A 24,967-nucleotide genomic window follows, 5' to 3' on the forward strand; every position below is an offset into this window, starting at 1 on the left:
CTACCTCGGCAGTCCCGACATGTGGCAGTACATCGGAGGCGCCGGAGCCTCCTTCGCCGTCGCCCCCGACAACCTCTACGCACTGACTCCGAACAGAGATGCCGTGTACCGCTACGACGGCTACGGAACCTCCTGGACCAAGATCGGCGGCCCCGCGGGGCGGATCTACACCGGAGAGTGGGGACAAGGGCTCGTTGCTACGAATCCCGACTCCGGCTCCCTGAGAAGCTACCTCGGCACTCCCGGCACCTGGAGACTCACCGGAACGGCCGGGGCCTCCTTCGCCGTCGCCACCGACTCCGTCTACCGACTGCACCCGAACAGCTATGCCGTCTACCGCTACACCGGCATGGGAATCTACTGGACCAAGGTCGGCGACGCCGCACACTCCATCGTCGCCGGCGACATATAGCGAGGCCTTGGCCTGCGACGCCCCCGCACACGGCCGCCCCACTGCGGCCGGTTCACGAAGCGGCGCGACTGCAGTTCAGGGGTGTGGCCGCTCTGCCCACCAGGCCCGAGGTCGGCGTCCGAGACGGGGGTGATCCTCCCGGTTTCGACCGCCTTGCCCGTGCGGCCGGGAGAGAGTTTCAGGGACTCGATGCGGGCACCGTTTCTTGGAGCTCGACACGGCCCCGCTGATCCCGGCAGAAGTGTTCCCTGTCGCCCCGCTGCAAGACCTTCGACGGCCGCACCGACGCGACGACGGCTGGTCGCCGTGGACGTCCCGCCCACCGCCGATCTCGCTGAGCCCACCGCGCCTGACCAGCAAACCCAGCTCACCAGGATCCCCGACAACACCCAGGGCAAGAAGAAGTAACCCGACCTGATCAAGGCCCCTGCCTGCGGTTTCTCCGCTGGTGGGGGCCTTGTTGCTGTGTTGGGGGCGTCAGTTGGGCGGCAGGGTCGCACCCCGGGCTTCCGACGCCCGGAACTCGTGCTGCGCCGCGAGCAACCGTGCGCCCCTCTTGGGCTGTCGGAACCCTCTACGAGCTCCGTTTTGCCCCCTACGCTGGAGAGCGGTCGGAGGGTCCGCTGGCACCGATGAAGCGGGGTTCGGCGTGGTGGAGGCCGGGCATGACCCGAGCGCCACGGGGGATGGGGGACAGCGATGCCTGAGGCTCCGGAGTCGATCTTTGTCAGCCATGCCGGGCCCGATCGTCAGTGGGCGGAGTGGGTCGCCTGGCGCCTGGGAGAGGCTGGGTACCGGGTCGAACTCGACGTGTGGCACTGGCGCACCGGCGACAACTTCGTGGACAAGATGAGCAAGGCCCTGGCGAAGGCGACGGCATTCGTTGCCTTGTTGTCGCCCGAGTACTTCTCCGCGGGGCGGTTCACCGAAGATGAGTGGACGGCGGCGCTGGCCCGCAGGAACCGCTTCGTCCCGGTGGTCATCGAGCCGCTGGAGGCCGGGGAGTTACCGGCGATCCTGGCACCCCTGCTTCGAAAAGACCTCCACGGTCTCGACGAGACGGCGGCTATCGCGGCCCTCGTGGAAGCGGTCACAGGTCCGCTCGCTCCGTCCGGCGCACCGGCGTTTCCCGGCGCCCCAAAAACGGGGACGCCCGCAGCCCGGACCGTTCCAGTCCTGCCGCAGCCGCGGTTCCCCTCGAGTACCGGCCTGCCGTCTGTCTGGAACGTGCGTCGCCGCAACCCGCATTTCACCGGCCGCGAAACGTTGATGGACGACATACGAAGGAAACTGCTCGCCGAGCGGTACACCGCCGTCCAGGCACTTCACGGAATGGGCGGCATCGGCAAGACCCAAGTGGCGTTGGAATACGCGCATCGCTTCGCCGGCCAGTATGACCTGGTCTGGTGGGTCGACGCAGAAAAGGCAGCGCACGTTCCGCAGAGGTATGCGGAATTGGCCGCACGACTGAACGTGGTCCAGCCCGGTGCCGATGCCGCCGCGAACGCACACCATGCGATGCAGCGCCTCACCACGTTGGATCGCTGGCTGATCATTCTGGACAACGCCGAGGACATGGCAGCGTTGGAGGAATGGCTGCCCGACGGGACCGGACACGTCCTGATCACTTCCCGCAACCCTGCCTGGAAGCGGATCGTGCCCGGTCTCGGCATGGACGTATTCGCCCGCCAGGACTCCCTGGACTACCTGACAGGTCAACTTCCGGCCCTGGATTGCGAGCAGGTCGACTCGCTCGCCGAAACACTGGGAGATCTCCCTCTCGCCCTCGCCCAAGCAGTCGGCGTGCTGACCGACGGCATGCCACTGGCCGCCTATCAGCAGCGGCTGAACGCGAACACCGCCGCTTTCCTGGACCAGGGCGACACCCCCGGGTACCCCGCATCGCTGGCTGCCGCCGTCACCGTCGCCACAAAGGAGCTCAATGCCGACCACCCCGATGCGGCAGCACTGCTGACTCTTTTGTCTTTTCTCGGCCCGGACCCTATCCCCACCTCTTGGTTGGTTGACGCGCGCAGTCGGCTGACCACGATCCCGGGCGACGCGGAAAACCTCCTGTGGCCTCAATCCGCCCTGAAGCCACTCGCCCGGTACGGCCTTGCACAGGTCGACAACGAAACGGTGGAAATCCACCGCCTCACCCAGGCCATCACGCGTGACCAGATCGGCGAGCAGGACAGGGCCGCGATTCACAACGATCTCGCAGCGCTGCTGTCCGGCGCCGACCCCGGCGACCCCGAACTCCCCTTCACCTGGCCGCACTGGGCCCGGCTCACCTCACATCTCACAGCGGCCCACCTGACGATCACAGACACTCCCGCTCTGCGACCGACCCTGCTCAGGGCTGCCCGCTACCTCGTCCAATGTGCCCAGCCACGCGCAGCTCACGACCTCGCCAAAGCCCTGTACGACGCGTGGGTCGGTGCACTGGGCGCCGACCATCCCGACACCCTCCAATCCGCCCAGGAACTTGCCGATGCCCTGTATGACCTCGGCCGTTACCCCGAGGCCCGCCAACTGATCGAGGACACCATGGCGCGGCGCCGGCTGGTTTTGGGCGAGGACGACCCCGAGACCCTGCGCTCCGCCCACGATGTCGCGAATTCCCGGCTCGCACTCGGCGAGAAGGCCGAGGGGCGTCGCCTGATCGAGGACACGTTGGCGCAGCGTCGGCGGGTGCTGGGGGAGGACCACCCCGACACCCTCCGCTCCGCCCGGGATCTCGCGGTCACTCTCCAGGATGTCGGCGAGCACACCGAGGGGCGTCGGCTGACCGAGGACACGTTGGCCCGGCGTCGGCGGGTGCTGGGCGAGGACCACCCCGACACCCTCCGCTCCGCCCACGATCTCGCCGTCACTCTCCAGGACGTCGGCGAGCACACCGAGGCACGGCGGATGCTCGAGGACACGTTGGCCCGGCGTCGGCGAGTGCTCGGAGAGGACCACCCCGACACCCTTGACTGCGCCGACAGCCTCGGGGGCTCCTTGCACGAGCTCGGCGAGTACGCCGAGGCGCGCCGGACGCTCGAAGACACGCTGGCCCGGCGTCGGCAGGTGCTGGGGGAGGACCACCCCGACACCCTCCGCTCCGCCGACAACCTCGGGGGCACCCTGCACGAGCTCGGCGAGTACACCGAGGCACGCCGGATCGACGAGGACACCTTGACCCGGCGCCGACGGGTGCTGGGCGAAGACCACCCCGACACCCTCCGCGCCGCGCACGATCTTGCGGTCACCCTGCACGCGCTCGGCGAGCACGCCGAGGCACGCCGGATGCTTGAGGACACATTGGCCCGGCGCAAGCAGAGCCTTGGCGCGGACCACCCCGAAACTCTCCGCTCCGCCGACAGCCTCGCGGGTTCCCTGCACGAGCTGGGCGAGTACACCGAGGCGCGCCGGATGGACGAGGACACGCTGGCCCGGCGCCGACGGTTGCTCGGCGAAGACCACGCCGACACCCTGCGCTCCGCGCACGATCTCGCGATCACCCTGCACGAGCTGGGCGAGTACGTCGAGGCGCGCCGGATGAAGGAGGACACGCTGGCCCGGCGTCGGCGGGTGCTGGGGGAGGACCACTCCGACACCCTCGACTGCGCCTACAGTCTCGCGATCACCCTGCACGAGCTGGGCGAGTTCACCGAGGCTCGCCGGATGAAGGAGGACACGTCGGCCCGGCGCCGGCGGTTGCTGGGCGAAGATCACCCCGACACCCTGCGCTCCGCGCACGATCTTGCGATCACCCTGCATGCGCTCGGTGAGTACGTCGAGGCGCGCCGGATGAAGGAGGACACGCTGGTCCGGCGTCGGCGGGTGCTGGGGGAGGACCACTCCGACACCCTCGACTGCACCGACAGTCTCGCGATCACCCTGCATGCGCTCGGTGAGTTCACCGAGGCGCGTCGGATGAAGGAGGACACGCTGGCCCGGCGCCGGCAGAGCCTTGGCGCGGACCACCCCGACACCCTCCAGTGCGCCTACAGCCTCGCGATCACCTTGCATGCGCTCGGTGAGTACACCGAGGCGCGTCGGATGAAGGAGGACACCTTGGTCCGGCGTCGGCGGGTGCTGGGGGAGGACAACTCCGACACCCTCGACTGTGCTTTCAGCCTCGCGATCACCTTGCATGCGCTCGGTGAGTTCACCGAGGCGCGCCGGATGAAGGAGGACACGCTGGCCCGACGCCGGCAGAGCCTTGGCGCGGACCACCCCGACACCCTGCGCTCCGCGCACGATCTCGCGATCACCCTGCATGCGCTGGGCGAGTACACCGAGGCGCGTCGGATGAAGGAGGACACGCTGGCGCGGCGTCGGCGGGTGCTGGGGGAGGACCACTCCGACACGCTCGACTGTGCTTTCAGCCTCGCGATCACCCTGCACACGCTCGGCGAGTTCACCGAGGCACGCACAACGGACGAGGACACGTTGGCCCGGCGTAGGCGGGTGCTGGGCGCGGACCACCCCGACACCCTCGACTGCGCCTACAGCCTCGCGATCACCCTGCATGCGCTGGGCGAGTTCACCGAGGCACGCCGGACGCTCGAGGACACGTTGGCCCGGCGTCGGCGGGTGCTGGGGGCGGACCACTCCGACACCCTCGACTGTGCCTTCAGTCTCGCGGTCACCTTGCACGCGCTCGGTGAATACGTCGAGGCTCGCCGCATGCTCGAGGACACGTTGACCCGGCGTCGGCGGGTGCTGGGCGCGGACCACTCCGACACCCTCCAGTGCGCCGACAGCCTCGCGGCCATCCTGTACGCGCTCGGCGAGCACACCGAGGCGCGCCGGACGATCGAGGACACGTTGGCCCGGCGCCGGCAGAGCCTCGGCGCGGACCACCCCGACACCCTCCGCTCCGCGGACGATCTTGCCGTCACCCTGCACGAGCTGGGCGAGTACACCGAGGCGCGCCGGCTGAAGGAGGACAATTTGGCCCGGCGTAGGCGGGTGTTCGGAGAGGGCCACTCCGACACCCTCGACTGCGCCTTCAGCCTTGCGATCACCTTGCATGCCCTCGGTGAGTACGTCGAGGCACGCCGCACGATCGAGGACACGTTGGCCCAGCTCCAGCAGGGCCTCGGCGAAGATCACCCCGACACCCTCTAGCCTGCCCTGAGCTGCCTCTAGAACTCGGAAGTTGGCCGTCCATCGATGATTCCGCCAACCCAAGGAATAGCCAGGGTTAAGTGATGGGTTGGGCCGCCGCCGGTGCACAACCCCCCACACGCCCCCTCTGTCTGATGCGGGTGAAGTCACCACTCAAGTCATCAAGCGTGGGGGGAAACCACACCATGCGCATACGCGCCACTGTCGCCACCACCACCGCCGCTGCTCTCAGCGCCGCCCTGGCAGTCACAGCCCTCGCCGTTCCGGCCGCCGGGGCCGAGCAGGACGACACACCTACGTACATCAGGGACATCGAGGTCAACCAGGACCGCGACTACACCGTTGTCGTCGAGGCCGCACGGAAGATCGCCTTTCCGGTCTCCGCGATTGTCAGCGACCCGTCGGGCATCCGGAGCGTGTCGTACGAGCTGTGGCACGGAGCGAGCGAGCAAGAGGCCGACGGGCGCCTGGTGCAGGTCGGGTCCGGCCGCTGCGTGAAGATCGACGAGACCTGGTCCAAGTGCGAGGCCGTCGTGGTCGCCGATCCGTACGTCAACCTCCGCAGCAACGCCCTCGCCGGCGCCTGGAGCGTGAACGTCGTCGCCGTCGACGGCGCGGGCAACGTCACCCGCAAGGAGGGCATGGCCCGCATCAAGCGCAAGACCCACCTGTCCCTGGCCGACGCCACCCCTGAGCCGGTGAAGAAGGGCAGGAACCTCACGGTCAAGGCCCGGATGATCGTCGCGAGCTGGGAGAAGCACAAGGACGTGCCCCTCATCGGGCACCAGGTGCTGCTCCAGTTCCGCAAGGGCACGAGCGGCGCCTTCACCACGCTGAAGAAGGTCAAGACCGACCGGAACGGCTGGGCCACGACCACCGTGCAGGCGACGGCGGACGGCCAGTACCGCTACCACTTCGCGGGTACGTCCCTCACCCAGGCCAGGTCCGGCCTGGCCGACTTCGTCGACGTGAGGTGAGCCCGGACCGGTGAAGTGACTGTGACGTGAGTGGACATCCCCTGCCGCCATCGCCGGGCAGGGGACCTGCTTGTGTTCGACGTCGGCTCATGGCCGGACTGGCCGCGTGCCGCGGGGGCTACGGGTGGTGGGGGCGGGATGAGTGGGCGTGTGAAGGCGTGGCTGGCCGGTGGTTGGCTCGTCCTGGTTGTCGCCGGCTGGTCAGTCACCGAGTCGATCAACGACGGGATCGAGCCGACGTCGGGTCCGCGTCCGGAGCCGTCGTCCTCAAGTTCTCCGGAGTGCCCCGTGCCACCCGCGCCGACGCCGCCCACCCCGGCCGCCCCCATGTCATCGACCGGCTCGTCGCACGAAGACCTCGACGCCTACGCCGAATCAAAACCCGGCGTCACGATCACCGCATACGCCTGCATCACCTCGGACTAGCCCCGGACCAGCCCCGCCAAAGTGCCGCCGCGCGGCCGCGCACGGCAAAGGGCCCCGGCGCGCCATCCGCACCGGAGCCCTCACCGTCGTACGAGATCCACGGCGTCCGAGGCGTCTACGGCAGCCATGCGCCGTACGCCACGGACCTCCGCGTCCTACACCCTCACCCGCACTGACAAGGGTTCCCCGACTGGCACCCGCACCCGCAGCCCGAGCCGCAGCCGCAGGCGCCGAAGAGCGGGAGGCTCCTGATGTCGGCGGGCTGCTCGGTCGGGAGTTCCTGGGTGGGGTCGGGCGTGGTGCCGGGAGTGCTGGGGGATTCGGCCATGGTCCCTCCTCGAGGCTGGTGCCTGTGCCCATTCCATGCCCGCCCTACTGGGCGCATCAACGGCGCACAGAGGCTTGCACACGCCCCGAAAAGCTCTCCCGAGCCCGCTCACGGGCCCCCACCGAGCCCGCTCACAGGCCCACGCCGGACCCACGCCCGGCCCACACCGGACCCACGCCCGGCCCACGCCGGACTCACATCGGACCCAGGGGACCTACGCCCCCTCGCCCCCCGAAACCGGCTGGATGTCGGGCTGGATGTCCGGCTGGAGCTCGTCCGCGTGCTCACCCGTCACCAGGTAGACCACCCGCTTCGCCACCGCCACCGCATGGTCGGCGTACCGCTCGTAGTAGCGGCCGAGCAGCGTCACGTCGACCGCCGTCTCGATGCCGTGCTTCCAGCGCTCGTCCATCAGGTGCTGGAACAGCGTGCGGTGCAGGAGGTCCATCGCGTCGTCGTCCTGCTCGAGCTGCATCGCGAGGTCGACGTCCTTGGTGACGATGACCTCCGCGGCCTTCGCCATCAGGCGCTGCGCGAGCTGGCCCATCTCCAGGATGGTGGCGTGCAGGTCCTGCGGAATCGCACGTTCCGGGTAGCGCAGCCGCGTGAGCTTCGCCACGTGCTGGGCCAGGTCGCCGGAGCGCTCCAGGTCCGCCGACATGCGCAGCGAGGTGACGACTATCCGCAGGTCCGTGGCCACCGGCTGCTGGCGCGCCAGCAGGGCTATGGCCCGGGCCTCCAGGTCGTGCTGAAGGTCGTCGACCTTCTCGTCACCCTCGATCACGCTCTCGGCCAGCTTCAGGTCGGAGTCGAGGATCGCGGCCGTGGCGCGCCCGATCGCCGAACCGACCAGCCGGGCCATCTCCACCAGACTGTCGCCGATCGAGTCCAGTTCCTCGTGGTACGCGTCCCGCATCAGGGTCCCTCTCTTACGTATGCCTCGGGGGTTCCGGGCGCCAGGAGACTGTTGTCCGTCCGCCGGCCCTGTCGTCGGACAGGCAGTCTTACCGTCATGACCTCCGACAGTAAGACCGTCACGAAAACGACAGTCGGACTGTCGTGAAACCGCCAGTACGATCTCGCGATCTCTACGCTAAACCGACCGTGTGATCTATGCGCTGAACTGGCCGTGCGAACCCCACGCCCCCACGATCCGGTCCGTACGCGTCCGTTTCCGCCACCCCAAATGAACCAACACTGGCTCCAAGGTGAACTCTGGGCGACGAGTGTTCGAGCTCGCACTCCGACGGCTGTGGGCACGGCCGGGGCCATGCCTAACCTGGGTGCATGGACGTGAACGCGGCGGTCGCCGCAGCGGCAGCGATCGCCGGGGTTCTTACCGGTGTCATCGCCATGCTGGCGTTCCGCTGGAGCGAACGCGACCTGAAACGACCCACTCGAACCTCTTTGCACACCGACCCGGTCCTGCCACCCGGCGTGGACACGGTCCTGTCGGTGCTGCGCTCCTCCGCGGTCGTCCTCGACGAAGGGGACGCCGTCGTCAAGGCCAGCTCGGCGGCGTACGCCCTCGGTCTGGTGCGCGGCGGCAAGCTCTCAGTCGAACCCATGCTCCAGATGGCCCGCGACACACGGCGCGACGGCGAGATACGGCAGGTGGAGCTGGACCTGCCCCGGCGCGGCACCGGCCGTGGCGAGGCCCTCGCCGTGTCCGCCCGGGTGGCGCCGCTCGGCTCCCGGCTCGTCCTCCTCCTCGTCGAGGACCTCACCGAGGCCCGGCGGATAGAGGCGGTCCGGCGCGACTTCGTCGCCAATGTGAGCCATGAGCTGAAGACGCCGGTCGGCGCCCTCTCCCTGCTCTCGGAGGCGGTCATGGACGCCTCCGACGACCCGGAGGCCGTGGAGCGCTTCGCCGGGCGCATGCAGATCGAGGCGACCCGGCTCACCAACCTGGTGCAGGAGCTCATCGACCTCTCCCGGGTGCAGAACGACGACCCGCTGGAGGACGCCGAGCCCGTCCGTGTCGACGAGCTCGTCGCCGAGGCCATGGACCGCTGCCGGCACGCGGCCGGCACGAAGCAGATCACCATGGCCGCCGGCGGCACCGAGGACCTCAGCATCTGGGGCAACCGGGGCCAGCTCGCCGCGGCGCTCGGCAACCTCGTCGAGAACGCCGTCAACTACTCGCCCGCCCGCACCCGCGTCGGTATCGCCGCACGCCGGCTCACCGCACCGGGCGGGGATCACATCGAGATCGCCGTGACCGACCAGGGCATCGGCATCTCGGAAAAGGACAAGGAGCGCATCTTCGAGCGCTTCTACCGTGTGGACCCGGCCCGTTCCCGTGCTACTGGTGGCACCGGCCTCGGTCTCGCGATCGTCAAGCACGTGGCCGCCTCGCACGGCGGGGAGGTCACGGTGTGGAGCTCCGAGGGACAGGGCTCCACCTTCACCCTCCGGTTGCCGGAGGCGGGTGCGGCCCGCGACCGCGCACAGCAGCACCCCGATCTCGACGACGAGGCCGGGCAGCCCGCACTATCGAAATCCCCCACTTCCCCCGACTCACCTGCGTACGAAACGCTTTCCGCCCCGGAGGTCCTTCCGTGACCCGAGTGCTTGTCGTCGAGGACGAGGAGTCCTTCTCCGACGCCCTGTCGTACATGCTCCGCAAGGAGGGCTTCGAGGTCGCGGTCGCGACCACCGGGCCCGATGGACTGGACGAGTTCGAGCGCAACGGCGCCGACCTCGTCCTCCTCGACCTGATGCTGCCCGGCCTGCCGGGCACCGAGGTCTGCCGCCAGTTGCGCGGCCGTTCGAACGTCCCGGTGATCATGGTCACCGCCAAGGACAGCGAGATCGACAAGGTCGTCGGCCTGGAAATAGGAGCCGATGACTACGTCACCAAGCCGTTCTCCTCGCGCGAACTGGTCGCCCGTATCCGGGCCGTCCTGCGCCGCCGCGGCGAGCCGGAGGAGGTCACCCCGGCCGCTCTGGAGGCGGGCCCGGTCCGGATGGACGTGGACCGCCACGTGGTCACGGTCTCCGGCTCCAAGGTCGACCTCCCGCTCAAGGAGTTCGACCTCCTGGAGATGCTGCTGCGCAACGCGGGCCGCGTGCTGACCCGTATGCAGCTCATCGACCGCGTCTGGGGTGCCGACTACGTCGGTGACACCAAGACCCTCGACGTCCACGTCAAGCGGCTGCGCGCCAAGATCGAGCCGGACCCGGGCGCGCCGCGGTACCTGGTCACGGTCCGTGGCCTCGGCTACAAGTTCGAGCCGTAAACCGAGCACGGACGACAGGACAAAGGGCGGGGCCCCGGATTTCCGGGGCCCCGCCCTTTTCCACACCTGTGGAGCCGTTTCCACGGCGACCAGGGCGCCGTACGGCGGTCAGTGACCGGCGGCCGACTGGGAGGCGGCATCGGTCACGTTCGGCGAGCCGGCCTCGTGGCCGCCCTCCGCCCCGGCACCCGTGGTCTCCGACGAGCTCGCGGTGGCACCGCCGGACGGGGTGGCCTCGGTGCCACCGGTCGGGGTCCCCGTCGGCGAGGACGTCGACTCCGGCGCGGCCGGGACCTCGCTCGGGCCCCAGCTCTCGAAGTAGTGCTCGGCGGGCACGACGAACGCGCGCAGGCTCACGTCACCGGTCTTGCTGAAGGTGAAGGTGATCTTCTGCGCGTTGCCGTCCTTGACGGCCTCACGGCTGCTCGGCAGCACCGCGGAGGCGTTGTCCTTGCCGCCGAGGATCAGTTGGCCGCCGGCCGGGATGGTCAGGCTGCCTCCCTTGGCGGCCTTGAGCTCGGCGGTCTTGCCGGCGTCGTCCACCTTGATCGCGTCCAGCGTCTGGGCCGTCTTGCCGGAGTTGAACAGGGTCGCGGAGATCGCGGCCGGTCCGGTCGACTCCAGGTCGGGCTGGGTGATGACGAGGGCGTTCTGGATCTTGATGTCGCCGACGGAGGTGGCCGCGTTGTCCGGCTTGATCTCCAGCGTCTGGGCGTCGTTGCCTGCGGCGCACGCGGCGAGCGAGGTGATCGAGAACGCGAGGGCGGCGGCAGCGAGTGCGCCGCGTCGAAGGCTGCTGCTCACGGCGGCGGCAACTCCTTGACTCGAACGGGGGGCGCGTAAAGCCGCCCTAAGTGTCTGTCAGCGGCCTTAGGTTACCGAGCCGTTCCCGCGCGACCGCACCCGACCCTCCCCTCGGGGGCCGAAGTGCCGTCGAAGTCCCACTTCCATCCCCGTCTCTTCACCCACAAGTGGCCCGGGAGTCACATTGCCCGGACGCTCGTCCGTCATTCACATAAGCCCCTCGCAAGCGGCCGCGCAAAATTTCCGTGAAGGAATGCGCGACCCTCCCGGAATTGATCACCGACTGGGCCGCCCGGCCGGACCGTGATCAATTCCTGGATTCGTCCGGTACCGACTCGGGACGCCGAACGGAGTAGCGGAAGTCGCACACTTGGAACCGGACATTTGTGTACGTTCGACCAGTCGGAGGCGCCGCCGGATGTGTGTAACGTGCGCGTTTCTCTGTGTCCGTAGAGCCGCTCCCACCTGCGAATACCTTCTTCCGGTCGGCCCGCGAAGCACGTTCCTGTTGGAGTTGTCAAGCCCCGAGATATGCCCTGACCTGCGAAAACGCCATTCAGAACCCGCCGTTTCCGTGTTACCCTGGATAGCCACGGAAGGGGTACCTGTCACATGACGTTCAAGGTTGGCGACACCGTGGTCTATCCCCATCACGGGGCCGCGCTGATCGAGGCCATCGAAACTCGCCAGATCAAAGGCGTGGACAAGACCTACTTGGTGCTGAAGGTCGCCCAGGGTGACCTGACGGTACGTGTGCCAGCGGACAATGCGGAGTTCGTCGGCGTGCGTGATGTGGTCGGTCAGGACGGGCTGGACCGGGTCTTCGAGGTGCTGCGCGCGCCGTACGCCGAGGAGCCCACGAACTGGTCGCGTCGTTACAAGGCAAATCTGGAGAAGCTCGCCTCCGGCGATGTCATCAAGGTCGCGGAAGTCGTGCGTGACCTGTGGCGTCGTGAGCGCGAGCGCGGACTCTCCGCCGGTGAGAAGCGCATGCTCGCCAAGGCCCGCCAGATTCTGGTGAGCGAGCTCGCCCTCGCGGAGAACACCAACGAGGACAAGGCCGAGGCCCTGCTCGACGAGGTTCTCGCATCCTGACGCGGTCCATCCGCCTCAGTTCATTCAGCGCAGTGCTGTGTGGCTTCTAAAAGTGCCGCGGTGCCCGATGACGTAATGCTGTCGCCGGGCGCTGCGGCATGTCCGGTCGCGGGCGCTGTTCTACCTGCCTCGCGCGCCTTGCTCGGGGGTGCCCCCGATACTTGACGTGCCGGGCCCGGCAGCAGGCTCGACCGACTGTCACGGAAGGGTCCGGTCAAGGCTCGCGCCCGGCACTCCCCCAAGCTCTCGACTTCACTCGAGCAGGGGCACCCCCAGGGCCATACCCAAGTAGGCCGAGCACACAAACCTGACAGGAACCGATGTCTGACGATTCGCGCCCTTCACCCTCGGAAGCCGGTGGCGCAGCCCGTACGGCCGTGGTGATTCCGGCCGCAGGAAGGGGCGTACGCCTCGGTCCTGGCGCCCCCAAAGCACTTCGCGCGCTGAACGGCACACCCATGCTCATCCATGCGGTCCGTGCGATGGCGGCGTCCCGTGCCGTCTCCCTGGTGGTCGTCGTCGCCCCGCCCGACGGCGCCCCCGAGGTCAAGAGCATGCTCGACGCGCACGCGCTGCCCGAGCGCACCGACTTCCTGGTGGTTCCCGGCGGCGAAACCCGCCAGGAGTCCGTCAAGCTCGGCCTGGACGCGCTGCCGCCGGACTTCGACATCGTCCTGGTGCACGACGCGGCCCGCCCGCTGGTGCCGGTGGACACGGTGGACGCGGTGATCGAGACCGTACGCGACGGAGCGCCCGCCGTGGTGCCCGCGCTGCCGCTCGCGGACACGGTCAAGGAGGTCGAGCCCGCGCGGACGCCCGGCGCCCCCGAACCGGTCGTGGCCACCCCGCGGCGCGCGCGCCTGCGTGCCGTACAGACCCCGCAGGGCTTCGACCGCGCCACGCTGGTCCGTGCGCACGAGACGGTGACGGACGAAGTCACCGACGACGCCGGCATGGTCGAGCAACTGGGCCTCACGGTCGTCGTGGTCCCGGGCCACGAGGAGGCCTTCAAGGTGACGCGCCCGCTGGACCTGGTCCTGGCCGAGGCGGTCCTGGCCCGTCGGAGGCTGAACGATGGCTTCTGAGCCGATGACGCCGCTGCCCCAGGTCGGCATCGGCACCGACATCCACGCCTTCGAGGAGGGCCGCGAGCTGTGGTGCGCGGGCCTGAAGTGGGAGGGCGAGGGCCCCGGACTCGCCGGCCACTCCGACGCGGACGTCGTCGCCCACGCCGCGTGCAACGCGCTGTTCTCGGCGGCCGGCCTCGGTGACCTGGGGCAGCACTTCGGCACCGGGCGCCCCGAGTGGTCGGGTGCCTCCGGCGTCGTACTGCTCACCGAGGCGGCCCGGATCGTGCGCGAGGCGGGCTTCCGCATCGGCAACATCGCGGTCCAGGTCGTCGGCCCCCGCCCGAAGATCGGCAAACGGCGCGACGAGGCGCAGAAGATCCTCTCGGATGCCGCCGGCGCGCCGGTGTCGGTGTCCGGGGCGACGACCGACGGGCTGGGGTTCCCCGGCAGGGACGAAGGGCTGATGGCCGTGGCGACGGCGCTCGTGGTGCGGACCACGATCTGACTGTTATCCACAACCGTCCGAGGCACCGGGCATCGCCGACTACCCTGGACCCGTGACCATTCGCCTGTACGACACCAGCGCCCGGCAGATCCGTGACTTCACCCCGATCAAGCCGGGTTGTGTCTCGATCTACCTCTGTGGTGCCACCGTGCAGGCGGCCCCGCACATCGGGCACATCCGCTCCGGCCTGAACTTCGACATCATGCGCCGCTGGTTCGAGTACCGCGGCTACGACGTCACGTTCATCCGCAACGTGACGGACATCGACGACAAGATCATCTGGAAGGCGGCCGACCAGGGCCGCCCCTGGTGGTCCATCGGCTACGAGAACGAGCGGGCCTTCAACGACGGCTACACAGCGCTCGGCTGCCTCCCGCCGACGTACGAGCCGCGAGCCACCGGCCATGTCACCGAGATGGTCGAGATGATGCGCACGCTCATCGAGCGCGGGCACGCGTACGAGGCCGACGGCAGCGTCTACTTCGACGTGCGCTCCTGGCCGTCGTACCTGGAGCTGTCCAAGCAGGACCTGGAGGAGATGCGGCAGCCCGCGGAGGAGGGCATCTCCGGCAAGCGGGACCCGCGTGACTTCGCCATGTGGAAGGCGACCAAGCCGGGCGAGCCCGACTGGGAGACCCCGTGGGGCCGCGGGCGTCCCGGCTGGCACCTGGAGTGCTCGGCCATGGCGCACAAGTACCTGGGCAGCGCCTTCGACATCCACGGCGGCGGGCTCGACCTGATCTTCCCGCACCACGAGAACGAGATCGCCCAGGCCAAGGCCTTCGGCGACGAGTTCGCCCGGTACTGGGTGCACAACGCCTGGGTCACCATGAGCGGCGAGAAGATGTCGAAGTCGCTCGGCAACAGCGTGCTGGTCTCCGAGATGGTCAAGACCTGGCGCCCGATCGTCCTGCGCTACTACCTGGGCACCCCGCACTACCGCTCGACCATCGAGTACAGCGAGGAGGCCCTGCGCGAGGCCGAGTCGGCGTTCGCGCGGATCGAGGGCTTCGTGCAGCGCGTGGTCGAGAAGGCCGGCGCCGTCGAGCCGTCCGCGGAGCTGCCGCCCGCCTTCGTCGAGGCCATGGACGACGACCTCGGTGTCCCGCAGGCACTGGCCGTCATCCACACCACGGTCCGCCAGGGCAACAGCGCGCTGGCCGCCGACGACAAGGAAGCCGCCGTGGCCCGCCTCGCCGAGGTCCGTGCCATGCTCGGCGTCCTCGGCCTGGACCCGCTGGACCCGCACTGGGCGGGCGAGTCCGACCGGGGCGAGGATCTGCACGGCGTGGTCGACAGCCTCGTACGACTGGTCCTCGACCAGCGCGAGGCCGCCCGGGGGCGCAAGGACTGGACGACCGCGGACGCCATCCGCGACCAGCTCAAGCAGTCCGGCCTCGCCATCGAGGACGGCCCCGACGGACCACGCTGGAGCCTGGGCCCGCGCTGACCGGCCCCGGCTTCCGGAAGATCGATTGTGCCGCCCGGCCCCCCGGGCGGCACACTTCATAGACGTACGTACGACACACCCACGACAGACAGGTAGGTCATGGCCGCGAACAACCGCCGCATGTCCGGCAAGAAGGGCGCGCAGGTCGGCAGTGGCGGCCAGCGGCGCAAGGGTCTCGAGGGCAAGGGCCCGACCCCGCCCGCCGAGATGCGCAAGGGACACAAGAAGAACCGCGTCGCCACCGCCAAGGCCAAGCAGACCGCACGCCGTCCCGCTCCGCGCGGCCGCGGCGGCAAGGGCACGTCCGAGCTGGTCGTCGGCCGCAACCCGGTCGTCGAGGCGCTGCGTGAGGGCGTCCCGGCCTCCACGCTCTACGTCCAGCAGTTCATCGACAACGACGAGCGCGTCCGCGAGGCCCTGCAGCTCGCCGCCGAGCGCGGCGGCATCAACCTCATGGAGGCCCCGCGCCCCGAGCTGGACCGCATGACGAACGGCCTCAACCACCAGGGCCTCGTCCTGCAGGTTCCGCCCTACGAGTACGCCCACCCCGAGGACCTCGCCGCCGCTGCCGCCGACGCGGGCGAGGACCCGCTCATCGTGGCCCTCGACGGTGTGACGGACCCGCGCAACCTCGGTGCCGTGGTCCGCTCGGTCTCGGCCTTCGGCGGCCACGGGGTCGTCGTACCCGAGCGCCGCGCGGCGGGCATGACGGCCGGCGCCTGGAAGACGTCCGCCGGCACGGCGGCCCGTACGCCGGTCGCCCGCGCCACGAATCTCACGCGCGCCCTGGAGGCGTACAAGAAGGCGGGCATCGCGGTCGTCGGTCTCGCCGCCGACGGCGAGGCGGAACTCGGCGACCTGGAGGCCCTTCAGGGCCCGGTGGTCATCGTGGTCGGCAGCGAGGGCAAGGGCCTGTCCCGCCTGGTCGGCGAGACGTGCGACTTCCGCGTCCGCATCCCGATGCCGGGTGGCGCGGAGTCCCTCAACGCCGGTGTGGCGGCGGGGATCGTGCTCTACGAGGCGTCCCGCCGACGGGTCTGAACAGACATGCGTGGCGTCACCCGTGCGGGTTAATTCTGGTGACAGTGGTGCGACCTGCGCATCCTTGACGGGGTCCGGACAGATCGGACCGGTCAAAGCAGTGTCCTAACCACACGTCACTCGGTTAGTTGAGTGTGGACACCAGAACACCCCGCACACCCACGGGGGACCGCTCGTCGGGATACGACGACGCTCCCGCGCTGAGCATGGTGAAGGTGCCGAGCGATCCGGCGCAGATCATCGTCAATCACGCGAGCTTCCGCGTGCTGCTGGGCGCGTCGACCGGGCGCACCAAATCTCAGCGGATCGCACGGCACTTGAGCGCCACCGAGAACACCGCCCTCATGCCGCTCGTCAACGCGGGCGGCAGAGCGGGCGCGGCATCGGGCGCCCGCCGCCGGGTCGCCGTCTGGAACGGCACGTCCGCGCCCGACGACACCGGCGCCCACCGGCTCCTCCAGGCCGTGCGGGACGGCAGCGTCCGCCACGGCGAGGAACCGGTTCCCGCCGGGGGCGGCACCCAGGTCATCCCGCGCGTCGACGTCGGTTACGACGACGGCTACGAGGACGAGATGGCGCGGACGGTCGAGACCCCGATCGTGGGCGCGCAGCGCACGCACGAATCCCTCGAAACCCGGCTGCTGCCCCACATGCGCACGGTCGAGAGCGCCTACGACGAGGAATTCGCGTACGCCGCGGAGGACTTCGTCGACGAGGAGCAGCCCCACGGCCCGGACGACGACGCCGACGCATCGCCCAGGCGACTCGGCGGCGACGACCCCGCGCGGCACGCCTACTACCCGGGCCGCCGCATGAACCTCGGCGTGGTCCTGCTCCCCCTCCGGGTCTTCCTCGGCTTCATCTCCATCTACGCCGGCATGGGCAAGCTGTGCGACCCCGTCTACTTCGACGGCGGCAAGCGCGGCTCGATGGTCAAGTGGCTCAACACGCTGCACCCCTGGGAAGTGGCCGAACCCCTCCGCCAATTCGCCCTCGAACACCCCGTCGGCTCCGGCCTGGTCATCGCCTTCTTCCAGGTCATCGTGGGCGTACTGACGGTCCTGGGCTGCTGGCAGCGAGTCGCCGCGGTGGTCGGCGCGCTGCTCTCCGCCGCGCTCCTGGTCACCGTGAGCTGGAAGAGCGTCCCGGTCTACGACGCCCCCGACATCATCTATCTCGCCGCCTGGTCCCCGCTGATCATCGCCGGCGCCCCCGTCTACTCCATCGACGGCCGCCTCGCGGGCATGGCCTGGCGCCGCCTCGGTCCCCGCTCCGACATCTGGGAGCTGCGCAACTACGTGCTGCGCCGTGGCGCCCTGATCACGGCGATCGTCACCGGTCTGACCCTCCTGATCGGCTCCCTGCTGGGTGGCGCGGTCCGCGACGCCGACCGTGTCGTGGTCCCCGGCCCCGGCGAGGCCCCGCGCAACGAACTGCCCGGCTCCCCCCTGCCGGAGGAGTCCGACAGGCTGCACGACAGGTCGCCGTCCGCCTCCAACTCGCCCACCCAGGGCGCGACCTCGGGCGCGGCCACCCCGTCCGGAGCGGCGACCACGCCGGGCGCCACCAGCGACACGGGCACGGCGGGTGCCGGTACGCCCAGCCAGACGCAGGGCACGGAGGGCCAGGCCCCGCCCCAGCAGACGGCTCCCGCCGACGAGGCCCCCAGCACCAGCACCGGCCCCACCTCCGGAGGCCCCACCTCCGGAGGAGGCTCAACGGGCGGCTCCTCCGAGGACGAACCCGGCCTGGTAGGCGGCCTACTGGGCTGACCGCCTCCGGAACACCATGGGCCCCGGCCGCTCCCAGCGTCCGGGGCCCACAGCCATGCCCACCCAACTCACCGAGCCCGCCAGCGCCCGGGCCTGCGGCCCCCAGACCCCCGCAACGGCCCTGAACGGGACTCGTCCTCAAACGCCGGACGGGCTGAAAGATTGCGCACCGACGCGGGCGTGCGACCGGCCCCACACACCGGTGTACGGCGGCTGCGGGTCCGTGGGGGCTGGTCGCGCAGTTCCCCGCGCCCCTGGCGGGGTTGCAGGCGGCCTGCGTCAGGACGTGGCCGCATCCGTGTCCGGCGTCTGCGGGTCCGTGGGGGCTGGTCGCGCAGTTCCCCGCGCCCCTAGGGGGTTGCGGGCGGCCTGCGTCGGGACGTGGCCGCATCCGTGTATGGCGGCTGCGGGTCCGTGGGGGCTGGTCGCGCAGTTCCCCGCGCCCCTGGCGGGGTTGCAGGCGGCCTGCGCCACGAGGGGGCCGTGGGCGTCGCCCGCGTCCGGCGTCTGCGGGTCCGTCGTGGCTGGTCGCGCAGTTCCCCGCGCCCCTGGCGGCGTGGCAGGCGGCCTGCACCGAGACGCACCCGCGGCCGCCCACGGCGTAAGGAACCGTGCCGGCGATGGCGCCGCACCCGCGTACGGCGGCAAGGAACCGTGCCGGGGCTGGCGCAGCACCCGCGTACGGCGGCAAGGGGACGTGCCGGGGGGTGTCCGCCCGCAGCGGCGGGCGTCAAGGGACGGTGGCCTCTCTGCCCGACAGCAACCGCCCGACCGAGGACGGACACCCCCCGGCGCGGCCCCGACCCACCCACCGGACCGTTGGCGCTACGCGCACAACCACCCACCCCGCACAGGCCGCCGCAGGCATCAGCGTCCCAGAGCCGCCAGTTCCTTCGCCGCCTCGGTCAGGTCCTTCGCCGTGTCGATGGCGCGCCAGTACGCACCCTGCGGAATCGGGAACCCGGCCAGCCGGCGCTCCCGGGCCAGATGAGGGAACGTCGTGCGCTCGTGGTCGCCACGCTCAGGCAGCAGGGAAGCGAAGACGGGCGAGAAGACGTACACACCCGCGTTGATCTCGAACGTGGACGGCGGAGACTCGATGAAGTCCGTGATGTGCCCGAAGCCGTCCGTCTGCACCGCGCCCCAGGGAATGCGAGGCCGAGCGAGCGCCAGCGTCGCCACCGCGTCCCGCTCGGCATGGAAGTCCGCCATGTCGCGCAGCGAGAACCGCGTCCAGATGTCACCGTTCGTCGCGTACCACGGCTTGTCCGGATGCGGCAGATGCGCCGCCGCGTACTTCAGACCGCCACCCCGCCCCAGCGGCTCCGTCTCGACGACAGTCGTGACCCGCACTGGAAGATCGGCCGACTTCAGCCAGTCCTGAAGCACCTCGGCGAGATGCCCACAACTGATCACCACATCCGTCACGCCCTCCTCGGCCAGCCACACAAGCTGATGGCCGATGATCGGCGTCCCCGTACCGGGGATCTCGACCATCGGCTTGGGCCGATCGTCGGTGTACGGACGCAGCCGGGACCCCTGGCCCCCGGCCAGGACGACGGCTTGAACGGGGCGGGTCGCGGCGTTCGGATCAGTCATGCCCGAACTGTACGCGGCGCCCCGCTCACGGCATTCGTCGGCAACGGTTCCTTAATCCGCCGTTACCGTCCGGAAGCGCAGTGTTCCTCAAAGGGCTAGCTGTGCGCCGCGGCGACACCCGAAGCGAACGCGGTGTCGCACACCGGCCGCGAATAGGACTGCGCCCGAGTCGGCCCGTACACACGAACCGCCGCACGACCGAGCGCACGGGCGATCGAGGCACAGTGCCGGGCGAGCGACGGCCGCTCGTCGACGGCCTGCTGGAGGTGGGTGAGCGCGACGCTCGGGTTCTTCTCCTGAAGCTCGGTCAGCAACTGGTCGCGCAGCACGTCCTGAGGGGCGCGCGGCGCGGTGTTCTTCGCGGCACCCGCGCTCGAGACGTCGGTCGCGGTGAGCACCGAGTCCGAGGGGTCCCCCGACCAGTTGACCCGGGTGACCGCGAGGGTCCCGGAGAGCACCAGGACGACGGGCAGGACAAAGGCGATGGTGCGGCCGAGCTGGCGGGCAGGGCCCCGGTGGCCGCGTCGTGTCTGTTGGATGGTGGAGTGCTTCACGCGAGTGAGGGTAGCGTTCGGTACTGATATGGCGACATTTAGTCACCGGTTCGGGGGACGAAGAGGCCCTCAAACTCAGGCGGCATGTTGACGCACAGCGCTCGAAATGACCGGTATGCCGGGGTATTTGTCGACAACGAAGAGGGCCCCGCAGCGCTCTGCGGGGCCCTCTTCGTCAACCTGGGTGAATTACCCGGGGTTGTACTGCCTCAGTCGGACAGCCGCTCGCCCGTGGAGGTGGAGAACACGTGGGTCTCACCGGAACGCGGGACGATGTGCAGCGTGCTGCCCTTTTCCGGCACGTCACGGCCGCTGACACGGACGACGAGATCCTTGGAGTCCTCGCCCACCTTGGCGGTGCCGTAGACGTACGCGTCGGCGCCGAGCTCCTCCACCACGTTGACGGTGACCGCGAGACCCTGGTCCGACTCGGAGCCGGCCACGTCGAAGTGCTCGGGGCGCACGCCCACGGTGACGGTCTTGTCGGTGGTGGCGGAGAGCGCCTCACGGTCCACCGGTACGACCGAGTTGCCGAACTTCACGCCGCCGTCGGCGATCGGGACCTCGACCAGGTTCATGGCCGGGGAGCCGATGAATCCGGCGACGAAGAGGTTGGCCGGACGGTCGTACATGTTGCGCGGGGTGTCGACCTGCTGGAGCAGACCGTCCTTGAGGACCGCCACGCGGTCGCCCATCGTCATGGCCTCGACCTGGTCGTGGGTGACGTAGACGGTGGTGATGCCGAGACGGCGCTGGAGCGAGGCGATCTGCGTACGGGTCGACACACGGAGCTTGGCGTCCAGGTTGGACAGCGGCTCGTCCATGAGGAAGACCTGCGGCTCACGCACGATGGCGCGGCCCATCGCGACACGCTGGCGCTGACCACCGGAGAGGGCCTTCGGCTTGCGGTCCAGGTACTCGGTGAGGTCGAGGATCTTCGCGGCCTCTTCGACCTTCTTGCGGATCTCCGCCTTGTTCACGCCGGCGATCTTGAGCGCGAAGCCCATGTTGTCGGCGACGGACATGTGCGGGTACAGCGCGTAGTTCTGGAACACCATGGCGATGTCCCGGTCCTTGGGCGGCAGGTGCGTGACGTCGCGGTCACCGATGCGGATGGCGCCGCCGTTGACGTCCTCGAGCCCCGCCAGCATGCGGAGCGAGGTGGACTTGCCGCAGCCGGACGGGCCGACCAGTACGAGGAACTCGCCGTCCTCGATGTGGATGTCGAGCGCGTCCACGGCGGGCTTTTCGGTGCCCGGGTAGATCCGGGTCGCCTTGTCGAACGAGACAGTGGCCATGGTGAAGGGCCCCCTTCTACCGGCAGGAACGTGCCGGACGATCCGTTGTAGGAAGGTGGTTGTTTTAGTCCACATGTGCGGACTGGCTCTGGACGGTACCTGGCGTTCGCCTGGTCTGTCAGTACCCGGGGGCATGTGAACTTCGCGGAAATTTTCGACAGGACCATCTCGGAACCTGGGTACACTGCACGGGCGCGTGCGTGACCGCGCGTGCAGGCCTCCTTAGCTCAGTTGGTCCAGAGCGGCTGTCTTGTAAACAGCAGGTCGTCGGTTCGAATCCGACAGGGGGCTCAGTCTGCGGGGCGGTTGTCGATGACACCGCCCCGCTTCTCATTTCCCCACACCCTTGTCGGGTGAATTCCAGCGCTTCATGTCCCCATAGGGACACGGGACATGCGCCTGCGTGGAATAGGATCCCGGATCGCTACTGCTAGTGTTCGTGTCGTCACAGTAGGCAATCAGCCTCAATGTACATGTAATGAAATCCGAGGGTTCCATGCGCAAGCTTCACCAGGTCATGATCGCCGCAGCGGCTGCCGGCGGCCTGTCCGCCATCGGCGCCGGTACGAGTGTCGCCTACGACGCCACGCCGTCGGTGTCGGACCTTTACCGTCCGTACCAGGAGTGCAGCCCGCAGACGGTTGCCGCGACCGACGTCCCGGTCGCCGTGCTCGGCCTCTCCGAGACCTTCGACACCACCTGCGGTCAGTTCAACAACGCCTTCACCGGCTGAGGTCGGCGGCGTAGTCGTGCGCGACGCTTTCCGCGGGCCCCTTCGGGGACGTCCCCGAAGGGGCCCGCTCATGTGCGGATGCCCGGAGCACGAGCACGCTCCAGCGGCCCGTACGCGGTCGCGGCGACCCTGATGAACTCCGGTGCGGCGATGTGCGGTTGGTAGGACGCGGATCGGTCGCCCTCAGGTCAGTCCTTCGTTTCCTAAGCGAAACGGCCCCGAGTGTCCCGGATGTGTCGGGCGCCGGGGTCCGTCTCTGCGACACCCCCAGGGCCCGGCGTGGCCGTTCGCGGTGTACGACGTCCGGGCACACCCCCACAAAGGAGACGCAACACATGTTCAACGGCAAGAAGTTCGTGGCTGTGTCGGGGCTGCTCGGCGGCCTCGCCATGACCTGTTTCGGCGCCACTCAGGCCCACGCAGCGGGCCCGGGTGCCTGCACCCTCGACCCCGGGGGGAACATCATCTGCACCCAGCAGGTCACGGGCCAGACGCCCGAGGGTGACGGCTTCATCCTGCGCAGGACCGTGAACTGCCAGCCGTCGCAGCCCTTGACCCTGCCCACCCCCGGCGTGCTGTCCAACGGGCAGACGAGGATCGGCCCGCACATCACCTGTGCCGACGCCGAGACCCCCGCTCCCGTGGCGGCCCCCACCACCAACGACACCAGCGACCGGGACGACAGCAGCCCGTTGCTGGCACGCCTGTTGGGCTGAGCGTCTTCTTCGGCGGATGGCCGGACCGGGCAACCGGGTCCGGCCATCCGCCGTTTTCGCGCGTCCACGACCCACTTCCCGGCAAATGGGTGACCGGCCCTCAACGCCCGTGACCCGACAGCGGGGACGGGTCGTTTTCCTTTCAGAGAAATCGGTGTGCGCACCGGTGCCTTGTCATGGCCCGACACGACACGGAAGAGACAGAGGTCCCAAATTGCTACGGTTTGCGTGTATATGCTCACATTAAGTAGTCAAGCCAGGGCTTCGCGCCCGGAAGAAAGGGTCAAACTATGCGCAGGTTTCAGCGCGTTGCAGTCGTAGCGGCTGCCGTCGCGGGACTGTCCGCCTTCGGTGTCGGCGCCGGTAGCGCCTTCGCCCACGAGGACGACTCCGACGGTCAGACGGTCACCGCGGTCGCCACCTCGACGGCCAACGCCGTCGCCAACTGGGGTGCCCCGTACGACAAGACCGCCGCTGCTCCGGTGGCCGCCCCGCAGGCTGCCCCCCAGGCCGCGCCGGAGGTGGCCCCGCAGGCCGCGCCCGAGGCTGCCCCCCAGGCTGCGCCGGAGGCCGCTCCGCAGGCCGCGCCGGAGGCCGCTCCCAAGGCCGCCGCTCCCGAGTACGGCTACGGCGAGTACACCGCTCCGTACGCCGCCCAGTAAGTAGACCCCGAGTGTCGATGGGCGATTCTCAGGGCACAGCCGCATCGACATCCGTCGGAACACCGTATGCACGGCGCACGATCTGAACGCTCCCGCTCCTGGATCAGGGATCAGGTCGGGCTGTTCAACGGTGAGCTGGACAACACCCTTAGCAACGCAGCCCGGACGCGCGGCAGACCCATCAGGGGAGCGCGGCCGGGCTGTGTCATTTCCGGACTCCTCCAAGGCAATCCGAGCTTCTCCAAGGCAAAAGGAACGCAGCACATGATCGCTCGACAGAAGATCGCCACCGTCTCGGGGCTCCTTGGAGCTCTCGCCGCGCTTTACGGCACCGCGGCGCCGGCGTACGCCGATGACCCCAAGGCCAACTGCACGATCACCGCCCAGGGAGACATCGTCTGCGTCAAGAAGAGCGAGGTCGTCCACAAGGACAAGCGCAACGGGTACGTCATCCAGCAGAAGCAGGACTGCTCCACGGTCGAGCGGCCGCGCTTCATCGGGCCGGAGGAGGGCATGGCGAACGCCGGGTCCGTGAAGAGCGGGCCGGTCGTGGAGTGCAACAACCGGGCGAAGCTGCCGAAGGGCCTGAAGCTCCCCAAATTCGATTTCTGACGCATTGACGCACAATGCCGGATCGGAAGAAATTCCGATCCGGCATTCTTTTCTTATTTATACGACCGTGGTGATCGGCCGGGAAAAAGACCGGTGCCCCGGCCGTGCGGCCGGGGCACCAGGGGAACGGTCTGTCCTACGTCACTTGCCGAAGGCGCTGTTGTTACAGCCCATGCTCGAGCCCAGCGAGGTCTCCTGCGCGCCGGGGTTGCCCTCGCCGTTGAGCAGGTTGCCGCCCAGGCCGTTGGCGATGCCGACCTGGCCGAGGATGTCGACGTTGGCGTCGTGCGAGCGGCAGGTGCTGCTCTGCATGATGTTCAGGCTGGTGCCCTTGCTGCCCTTGCTGCCCCAGTCGCCTCCGTCGGCGTGGGCGGCGCCGGACCCCAGAAGTCCGACGGTGCCGAGAGCGGCGACCAGGACGGCGGCCTTGCGGAGCTTGTGCATGTTCATCTCCGGTGGAGTGGAGTGGGTCGATCTGGTGCAGATCGACTTCGTACAATTACGGAGGCTAATAGGAAATATTCCAACGCAATCTGCGGCACGCCGAATT

22 protein-coding genes and 1 tRNA gene are annotated in these 24,967 nt (G+C 69.2%); 17 read left to right on the plus strand and 6 right to left on the minus strand.

Annotation, left to right across the window (positions count from 1 at the left end):
- The 4 genes from ACZ69Q_RS27265 to ACZ69Q_RS27280 form a co-directional block, all read left to right on the plus strand.
- Nucleotides 1-412 (plus strand): hypothetical protein (locus ACZ69Q_RS27265; RefSeq protein ID WP_471046526.1); only part of this gene is annotated, 412 nt, incomplete at its 5' end.
- A gap of 699 nt (nucleotides 413-1,111) precedes the next feature.
- Nucleotides 1,112-5,533 carry an FxSxx-COOH system tetratricopeptide repeat protein gene (gene fxsT, locus ACZ69Q_RS27270; RefSeq protein ID WP_471046527.1) on the plus strand — a complete coding sequence of 1,474 codons (4,422 nt, stop codon included), beginning with the start codon at nucleotides 1,112-1,114 and terminating at the stop codon, nucleotides 5,531-5,533.
- Between the two features lie 185 nt (nucleotides 5,534-5,718).
- Complete coding sequence (locus ACZ69Q_RS27275) at nucleotides 5,719-6,510, plus strand: hypothetical protein (protein ID WP_471046529.1); 792 nt, start codon at nucleotides 5,719-5,721, stop codon at nucleotides 6,508-6,510.
- Nucleotides 6,511-6,648: 138 nt separating this feature from the next.
- The gene (locus ACZ69Q_RS27280; protein WP_471046531.1) at nucleotides 6,649-6,936 is read left to right on the plus strand and encodes a hypothetical protein; all 288 of its coding nucleotides are present in this window, start codon (nucleotides 6,649-6,651) and stop codon (nucleotides 6,934-6,936) included.
- A 542-nt stretch (nucleotides 6,937-7,478) separates the two neighbouring features.
- Here the strand turns inward: ACZ69Q_RS27280 and phoU are convergent.
- On the minus strand, nucleotides 7,479-8,180 hold the full coding sequence (gene phoU / locus ACZ69Q_RS27285; protein ID WP_471046533.1) for a phosphate signaling complex protein PhoU: 702 nt from the start codon (nucleotides 8,178-8,180) through the stop codon (nucleotides 7,479-7,481).
- Nucleotides 8,181-8,551: 371 nt separating this feature from the next.
- Between phoU and phoR the strand changes: the two genes are divergently transcribed.
- Entirely contained in the window at nucleotides 8,552-9,829 is a 1,278-nt protein-coding gene (gene phoR / locus ACZ69Q_RS27290) for a two-component system sensor histidine kinase PhoR (RefSeq protein ID WP_471046535.1), read from the plus strand.
- Nucleotides 9,830-9,834: 5 nt separating this feature from the next.
- Nucleotides 9,835-10,506 (plus strand): two-component system response regulator PhoP, encoded by a 672-nt coding sequence (gene phoP, locus ACZ69Q_RS27295; RefSeq protein ID WP_004000192.1) that lies wholly within the window; start codon nucleotides 9,835-9,837, stop codon nucleotides 10,504-10,506.
- A gap of 108 nt (nucleotides 10,507-10,614) precedes the next feature.
- Here the strand turns inward: phoP and ACZ69Q_RS27300 are convergent, their stop codons facing one another.
- Nucleotides 10,615-11,310, minus strand: coding sequence for a copper chaperone PCu(A)C domain-containing protein (locus ACZ69Q_RS27300; RefSeq protein WP_471046537.1), 696 nt, complete (start codon nucleotides 11,308-11,310; stop codon nucleotides 10,615-10,617).
- Nucleotides 11,311-11,922: 612 nt separating this feature from the next.
- Between ACZ69Q_RS27300 and ACZ69Q_RS27305 the strand changes: the two genes are divergently transcribed.
- The 6 genes from ACZ69Q_RS27305 (at nucleotide 11,923) to ACZ69Q_RS27330 (ending at nucleotide 18,243) form a co-directional block, all read left to right on the plus strand.
- A complete protein-coding gene (locus tag ACZ69Q_RS27305; protein ID WP_003953493.1) occupies nucleotides 11,923-12,405 on the plus strand; it encodes a CarD family transcriptional regulator in 483 nt (160 codons plus the stop codon).
- Between the two features lie 320 nt (nucleotides 12,406-12,725).
- Entirely contained in the window at nucleotides 12,726-13,490 is a 765-nt protein-coding gene (ispD, locus tag ACZ69Q_RS27310) for a 2-C-methyl-D-erythritol 4-phosphate cytidylyltransferase (protein WP_471046539.1), read from the plus strand.
- Complete coding sequence (gene ispF / locus ACZ69Q_RS27315) at nucleotides 13,480-13,980, plus strand: 2-C-methyl-D-erythritol 2,4-cyclodiphosphate synthase (protein ID WP_471046541.1); 501 nt, start codon at nucleotides 13,480-13,482, stop codon at nucleotides 13,978-13,980. The genes ispD and ispF overlap by 11 nt, the downstream gene beginning before the upstream one ends.
- Before the next feature lie 52 nt (nucleotides 13,981-14,032).
- Entirely contained in the window at nucleotides 14,033-15,430 is a 1,398-nt protein-coding gene (gene cysS, locus ACZ69Q_RS27320) for a cysteine--tRNA ligase (protein WP_471046543.1), read from the plus strand.
- 99 nt (nucleotides 15,431-15,529) lie between these two features.
- A complete protein-coding gene (gene rlmB / locus ACZ69Q_RS27325) occupies nucleotides 15,530-16,471 on the plus strand; it encodes a 23S rRNA (guanosine(2251)-2'-O)-methyltransferase RlmB (RefSeq protein ID WP_471046544.1) in 942 nt (313 codons plus the stop codon).
- Between the two features lie 134 nt (nucleotides 16,472-16,605).
- Nucleotides 16,606-18,243, plus strand: a complete 1,638-nt coding sequence (locus tag ACZ69Q_RS27330; protein ID WP_471046546.1) for a DoxX family protein — start codon at nucleotides 16,606-16,608, stop codon at nucleotides 18,241-18,243.
- A gap of 867 nt (nucleotides 18,244-19,110) precedes the next feature.
- On the opposite strand, the gene ACZ69Q_RS27335 is transcribed toward ACZ69Q_RS27330, so the two are convergent.
- From ACZ69Q_RS27335 to ACZ69Q_RS27345, 3 genes are all read right to left on the minus strand, one after another.
- Nucleotides 19,111-19,842, minus strand: coding sequence for a nucleotidyltransferase family protein (locus ACZ69Q_RS27335; RefSeq protein ID WP_471046548.1), 732 nt, complete (start codon nucleotides 19,840-19,842; stop codon nucleotides 19,111-19,113).
- A 95-nt stretch (nucleotides 19,843-19,937) separates the two neighbouring features.
- Nucleotides 19,938-20,396, minus strand: a complete 459-nt coding sequence (locus ACZ69Q_RS27340; protein WP_471046550.1) for a hypothetical protein — start codon at nucleotides 20,394-20,396, stop codon at nucleotides 19,938-19,940.
- A gap of 209 nt (nucleotides 20,397-20,605) precedes the next feature.
- Entirely contained in the window at nucleotides 20,606-21,694 is a 1,089-nt protein-coding gene (locus ACZ69Q_RS27345; RefSeq protein ID WP_471046553.1) for an ABC transporter ATP-binding protein, read from the minus strand.
- A gap of 216 nt (nucleotides 21,695-21,910) precedes the next feature.
- On the opposite strand from ACZ69Q_RS27345, the gene ACZ69Q_RS27350 reads away from it, so the two are divergent.
- The 5 genes from ACZ69Q_RS27350 to ACZ69Q_RS27370 all read left to right on the plus strand — a co-directional run bounded on the left by ACZ69Q_RS27350 (nucleotide 21,911) and on the right by ACZ69Q_RS27370 (nucleotide 24,417).
- Nucleotides 21,911-21,985: transfer RNA gene (locus tag ACZ69Q_RS27350), tRNA-Thr, on the plus strand.
- Nucleotides 21,986-22,190: 205 nt separating this feature from the next.
- Nucleotides 22,191-22,427 carry a hypothetical protein gene (locus tag ACZ69Q_RS27355; protein ID WP_194044498.1) on the plus strand — a complete coding sequence of 79 codons (237 nt, stop codon included), beginning with the start codon at nucleotides 22,191-22,193 and terminating at the stop codon, nucleotides 22,425-22,427.
- Nucleotides 22,428-22,762: 335 nt separating this feature from the next.
- Nucleotides 22,763-23,143, plus strand: coding sequence for a hypothetical protein (locus tag ACZ69Q_RS27360; protein ID WP_471046554.1), 381 nt, complete (start codon nucleotides 22,763-22,765; stop codon nucleotides 23,141-23,143).
- A 290-nt stretch (nucleotides 23,144-23,433) separates the two neighbouring features.
- Nucleotides 23,434-23,805 carry a hypothetical protein gene (locus ACZ69Q_RS27365; RefSeq protein ID WP_471046556.1) on the plus strand — a complete coding sequence of 124 codons (372 nt, stop codon included), beginning with the start codon at nucleotides 23,434-23,436 and terminating at the stop codon, nucleotides 23,803-23,805.
- 264 nt (nucleotides 23,806-24,069) lie between these two features.
- Nucleotides 24,070-24,417 carry a hypothetical protein gene (locus ACZ69Q_RS27370; RefSeq protein ID WP_471046558.1) on the plus strand — a complete coding sequence of 116 codons (348 nt, stop codon included), beginning with the start codon at nucleotides 24,070-24,072 and terminating at the stop codon, nucleotides 24,415-24,417.
- A gap of 141 nt (nucleotides 24,418-24,558) precedes the next feature.
- Here the strand turns inward: ACZ69Q_RS27370 and ACZ69Q_RS27375 are convergent, their stop codons facing one another.
- Nucleotides 24,559-24,861 (minus strand): hypothetical protein, encoded by a 303-nt coding sequence (locus tag ACZ69Q_RS27375; protein WP_471046560.1) that lies wholly within the window; start codon nucleotides 24,859-24,861, stop codon nucleotides 24,559-24,561.
- Nucleotides 24,862-24,967: the final 106 nt, after the last annotated feature.

The organism is Streptomyces sp. NPDC036764 (assembly GCF_055609385.1).

What these genes read in the sequence shown, in the direction of transcription:
- ACZ69Q_RS27360 (WP_471046554.1), top strand. Translation starts at nt 22,763, where the DNA reads ATGTTCAACGGCAAGAAGTTCGTGGCTGTGTCGGGGCTGCTCGGCGGC.
- ACZ69Q_RS27305 (WP_003953493.1), top strand. Translation starts at nt 11,923, where the DNA reads ATGACGTTCAAGGTTGGCGACACCGTGGTCTATCCCCATCACGGGGCC.
- ACZ69Q_RS27365 (WP_471046556.1), top strand. Translation starts at nt 23,434, where the DNA reads ATGCGCAGGTTTCAGCGCGTTGCAGTCGTAGCGGCTGCCGTCGCGGGA.
- ACZ69Q_RS27375 (WP_471046560.1), bottom strand. Translation starts at nt 24,861, where the DNA reads ATGCACAAGCTCCGCAAGGCCGCCGTCCTGGTCGCCGCTCTCGGCACC.
- ispF (WP_471046541.1), top strand. Translation starts at nt 13,480, where the DNA reads ATGGCTTCTGAGCCGATGACGCCGCTGCCCCAGGTCGGCATCGGCACC.
- phoU (WP_471046533.1), bottom strand. Translation starts at nt 8,180, where the DNA reads ATGCGGGACGCGTACCACGAGGAACTGGACTCGATCGGCGACAGTCTG.
- ACZ69Q_RS27280 (WP_471046531.1), top strand. Translation starts at nt 6,649, where the DNA reads ATGAGTGGGCGTGTGAAGGCGTGGCTGGCCGGTGGTTGGCTCGTCCTG.
- ACZ69Q_RS27345 (WP_471046553.1), bottom strand. Translation starts at nt 21,694, where the DNA reads ATGGCCACTGTCTCGTTCGACAAGGCGACCCGGATCTACCCGGGCACC.
- ispD (WP_471046539.1), top strand. Translation starts at nt 12,726, where the DNA reads ATGTCTGACGATTCGCGCCCTTCACCCTCGGAAGCCGGTGGCGCAGCC.
- ACZ69Q_RS27335 (WP_471046548.1), bottom strand. Translation starts at nt 19,842, where the DNA reads ATGACTGATCCGAACGCCGCGACCCGCCCCGTTCAAGCCGTCGTCCTG.
- rlmB (WP_471046544.1), top strand. Translation starts at nt 15,530, where the DNA reads ATGGCCGCGAACAACCGCCGCATGTCCGGCAAGAAGGGCGCGCAGGTC.
- ACZ69Q_RS27355 (WP_194044498.1), top strand. Translation starts at nt 22,191, where the DNA reads ATGCGCAAGCTTCACCAGGTCATGATCGCCGCAGCGGCTGCCGGCGGC.
- fxsT (WP_471046527.1), top strand. Translation starts at nt 1,112, where the DNA reads ATGCCTGAGGCTCCGGAGTCGATCTTTGTCAGCCATGCCGGGCCCGAT.
- phoR (WP_471046535.1), top strand. Translation starts at nt 8,552, where the DNA reads ATGGACGTGAACGCGGCGGTCGCCGCAGCGGCAGCGATCGCCGGGGTT.
- ACZ69Q_RS27370 (WP_471046558.1), top strand. Translation starts at nt 24,070, where the DNA reads ATGATCGCTCGACAGAAGATCGCCACCGTCTCGGGGCTCCTTGGAGCT.
- ACZ69Q_RS27275 (WP_471046529.1), top strand. Translation starts at nt 5,719, where the DNA reads ATGCGCATACGCGCCACTGTCGCCACCACCACCGCCGCTGCTCTCAGC.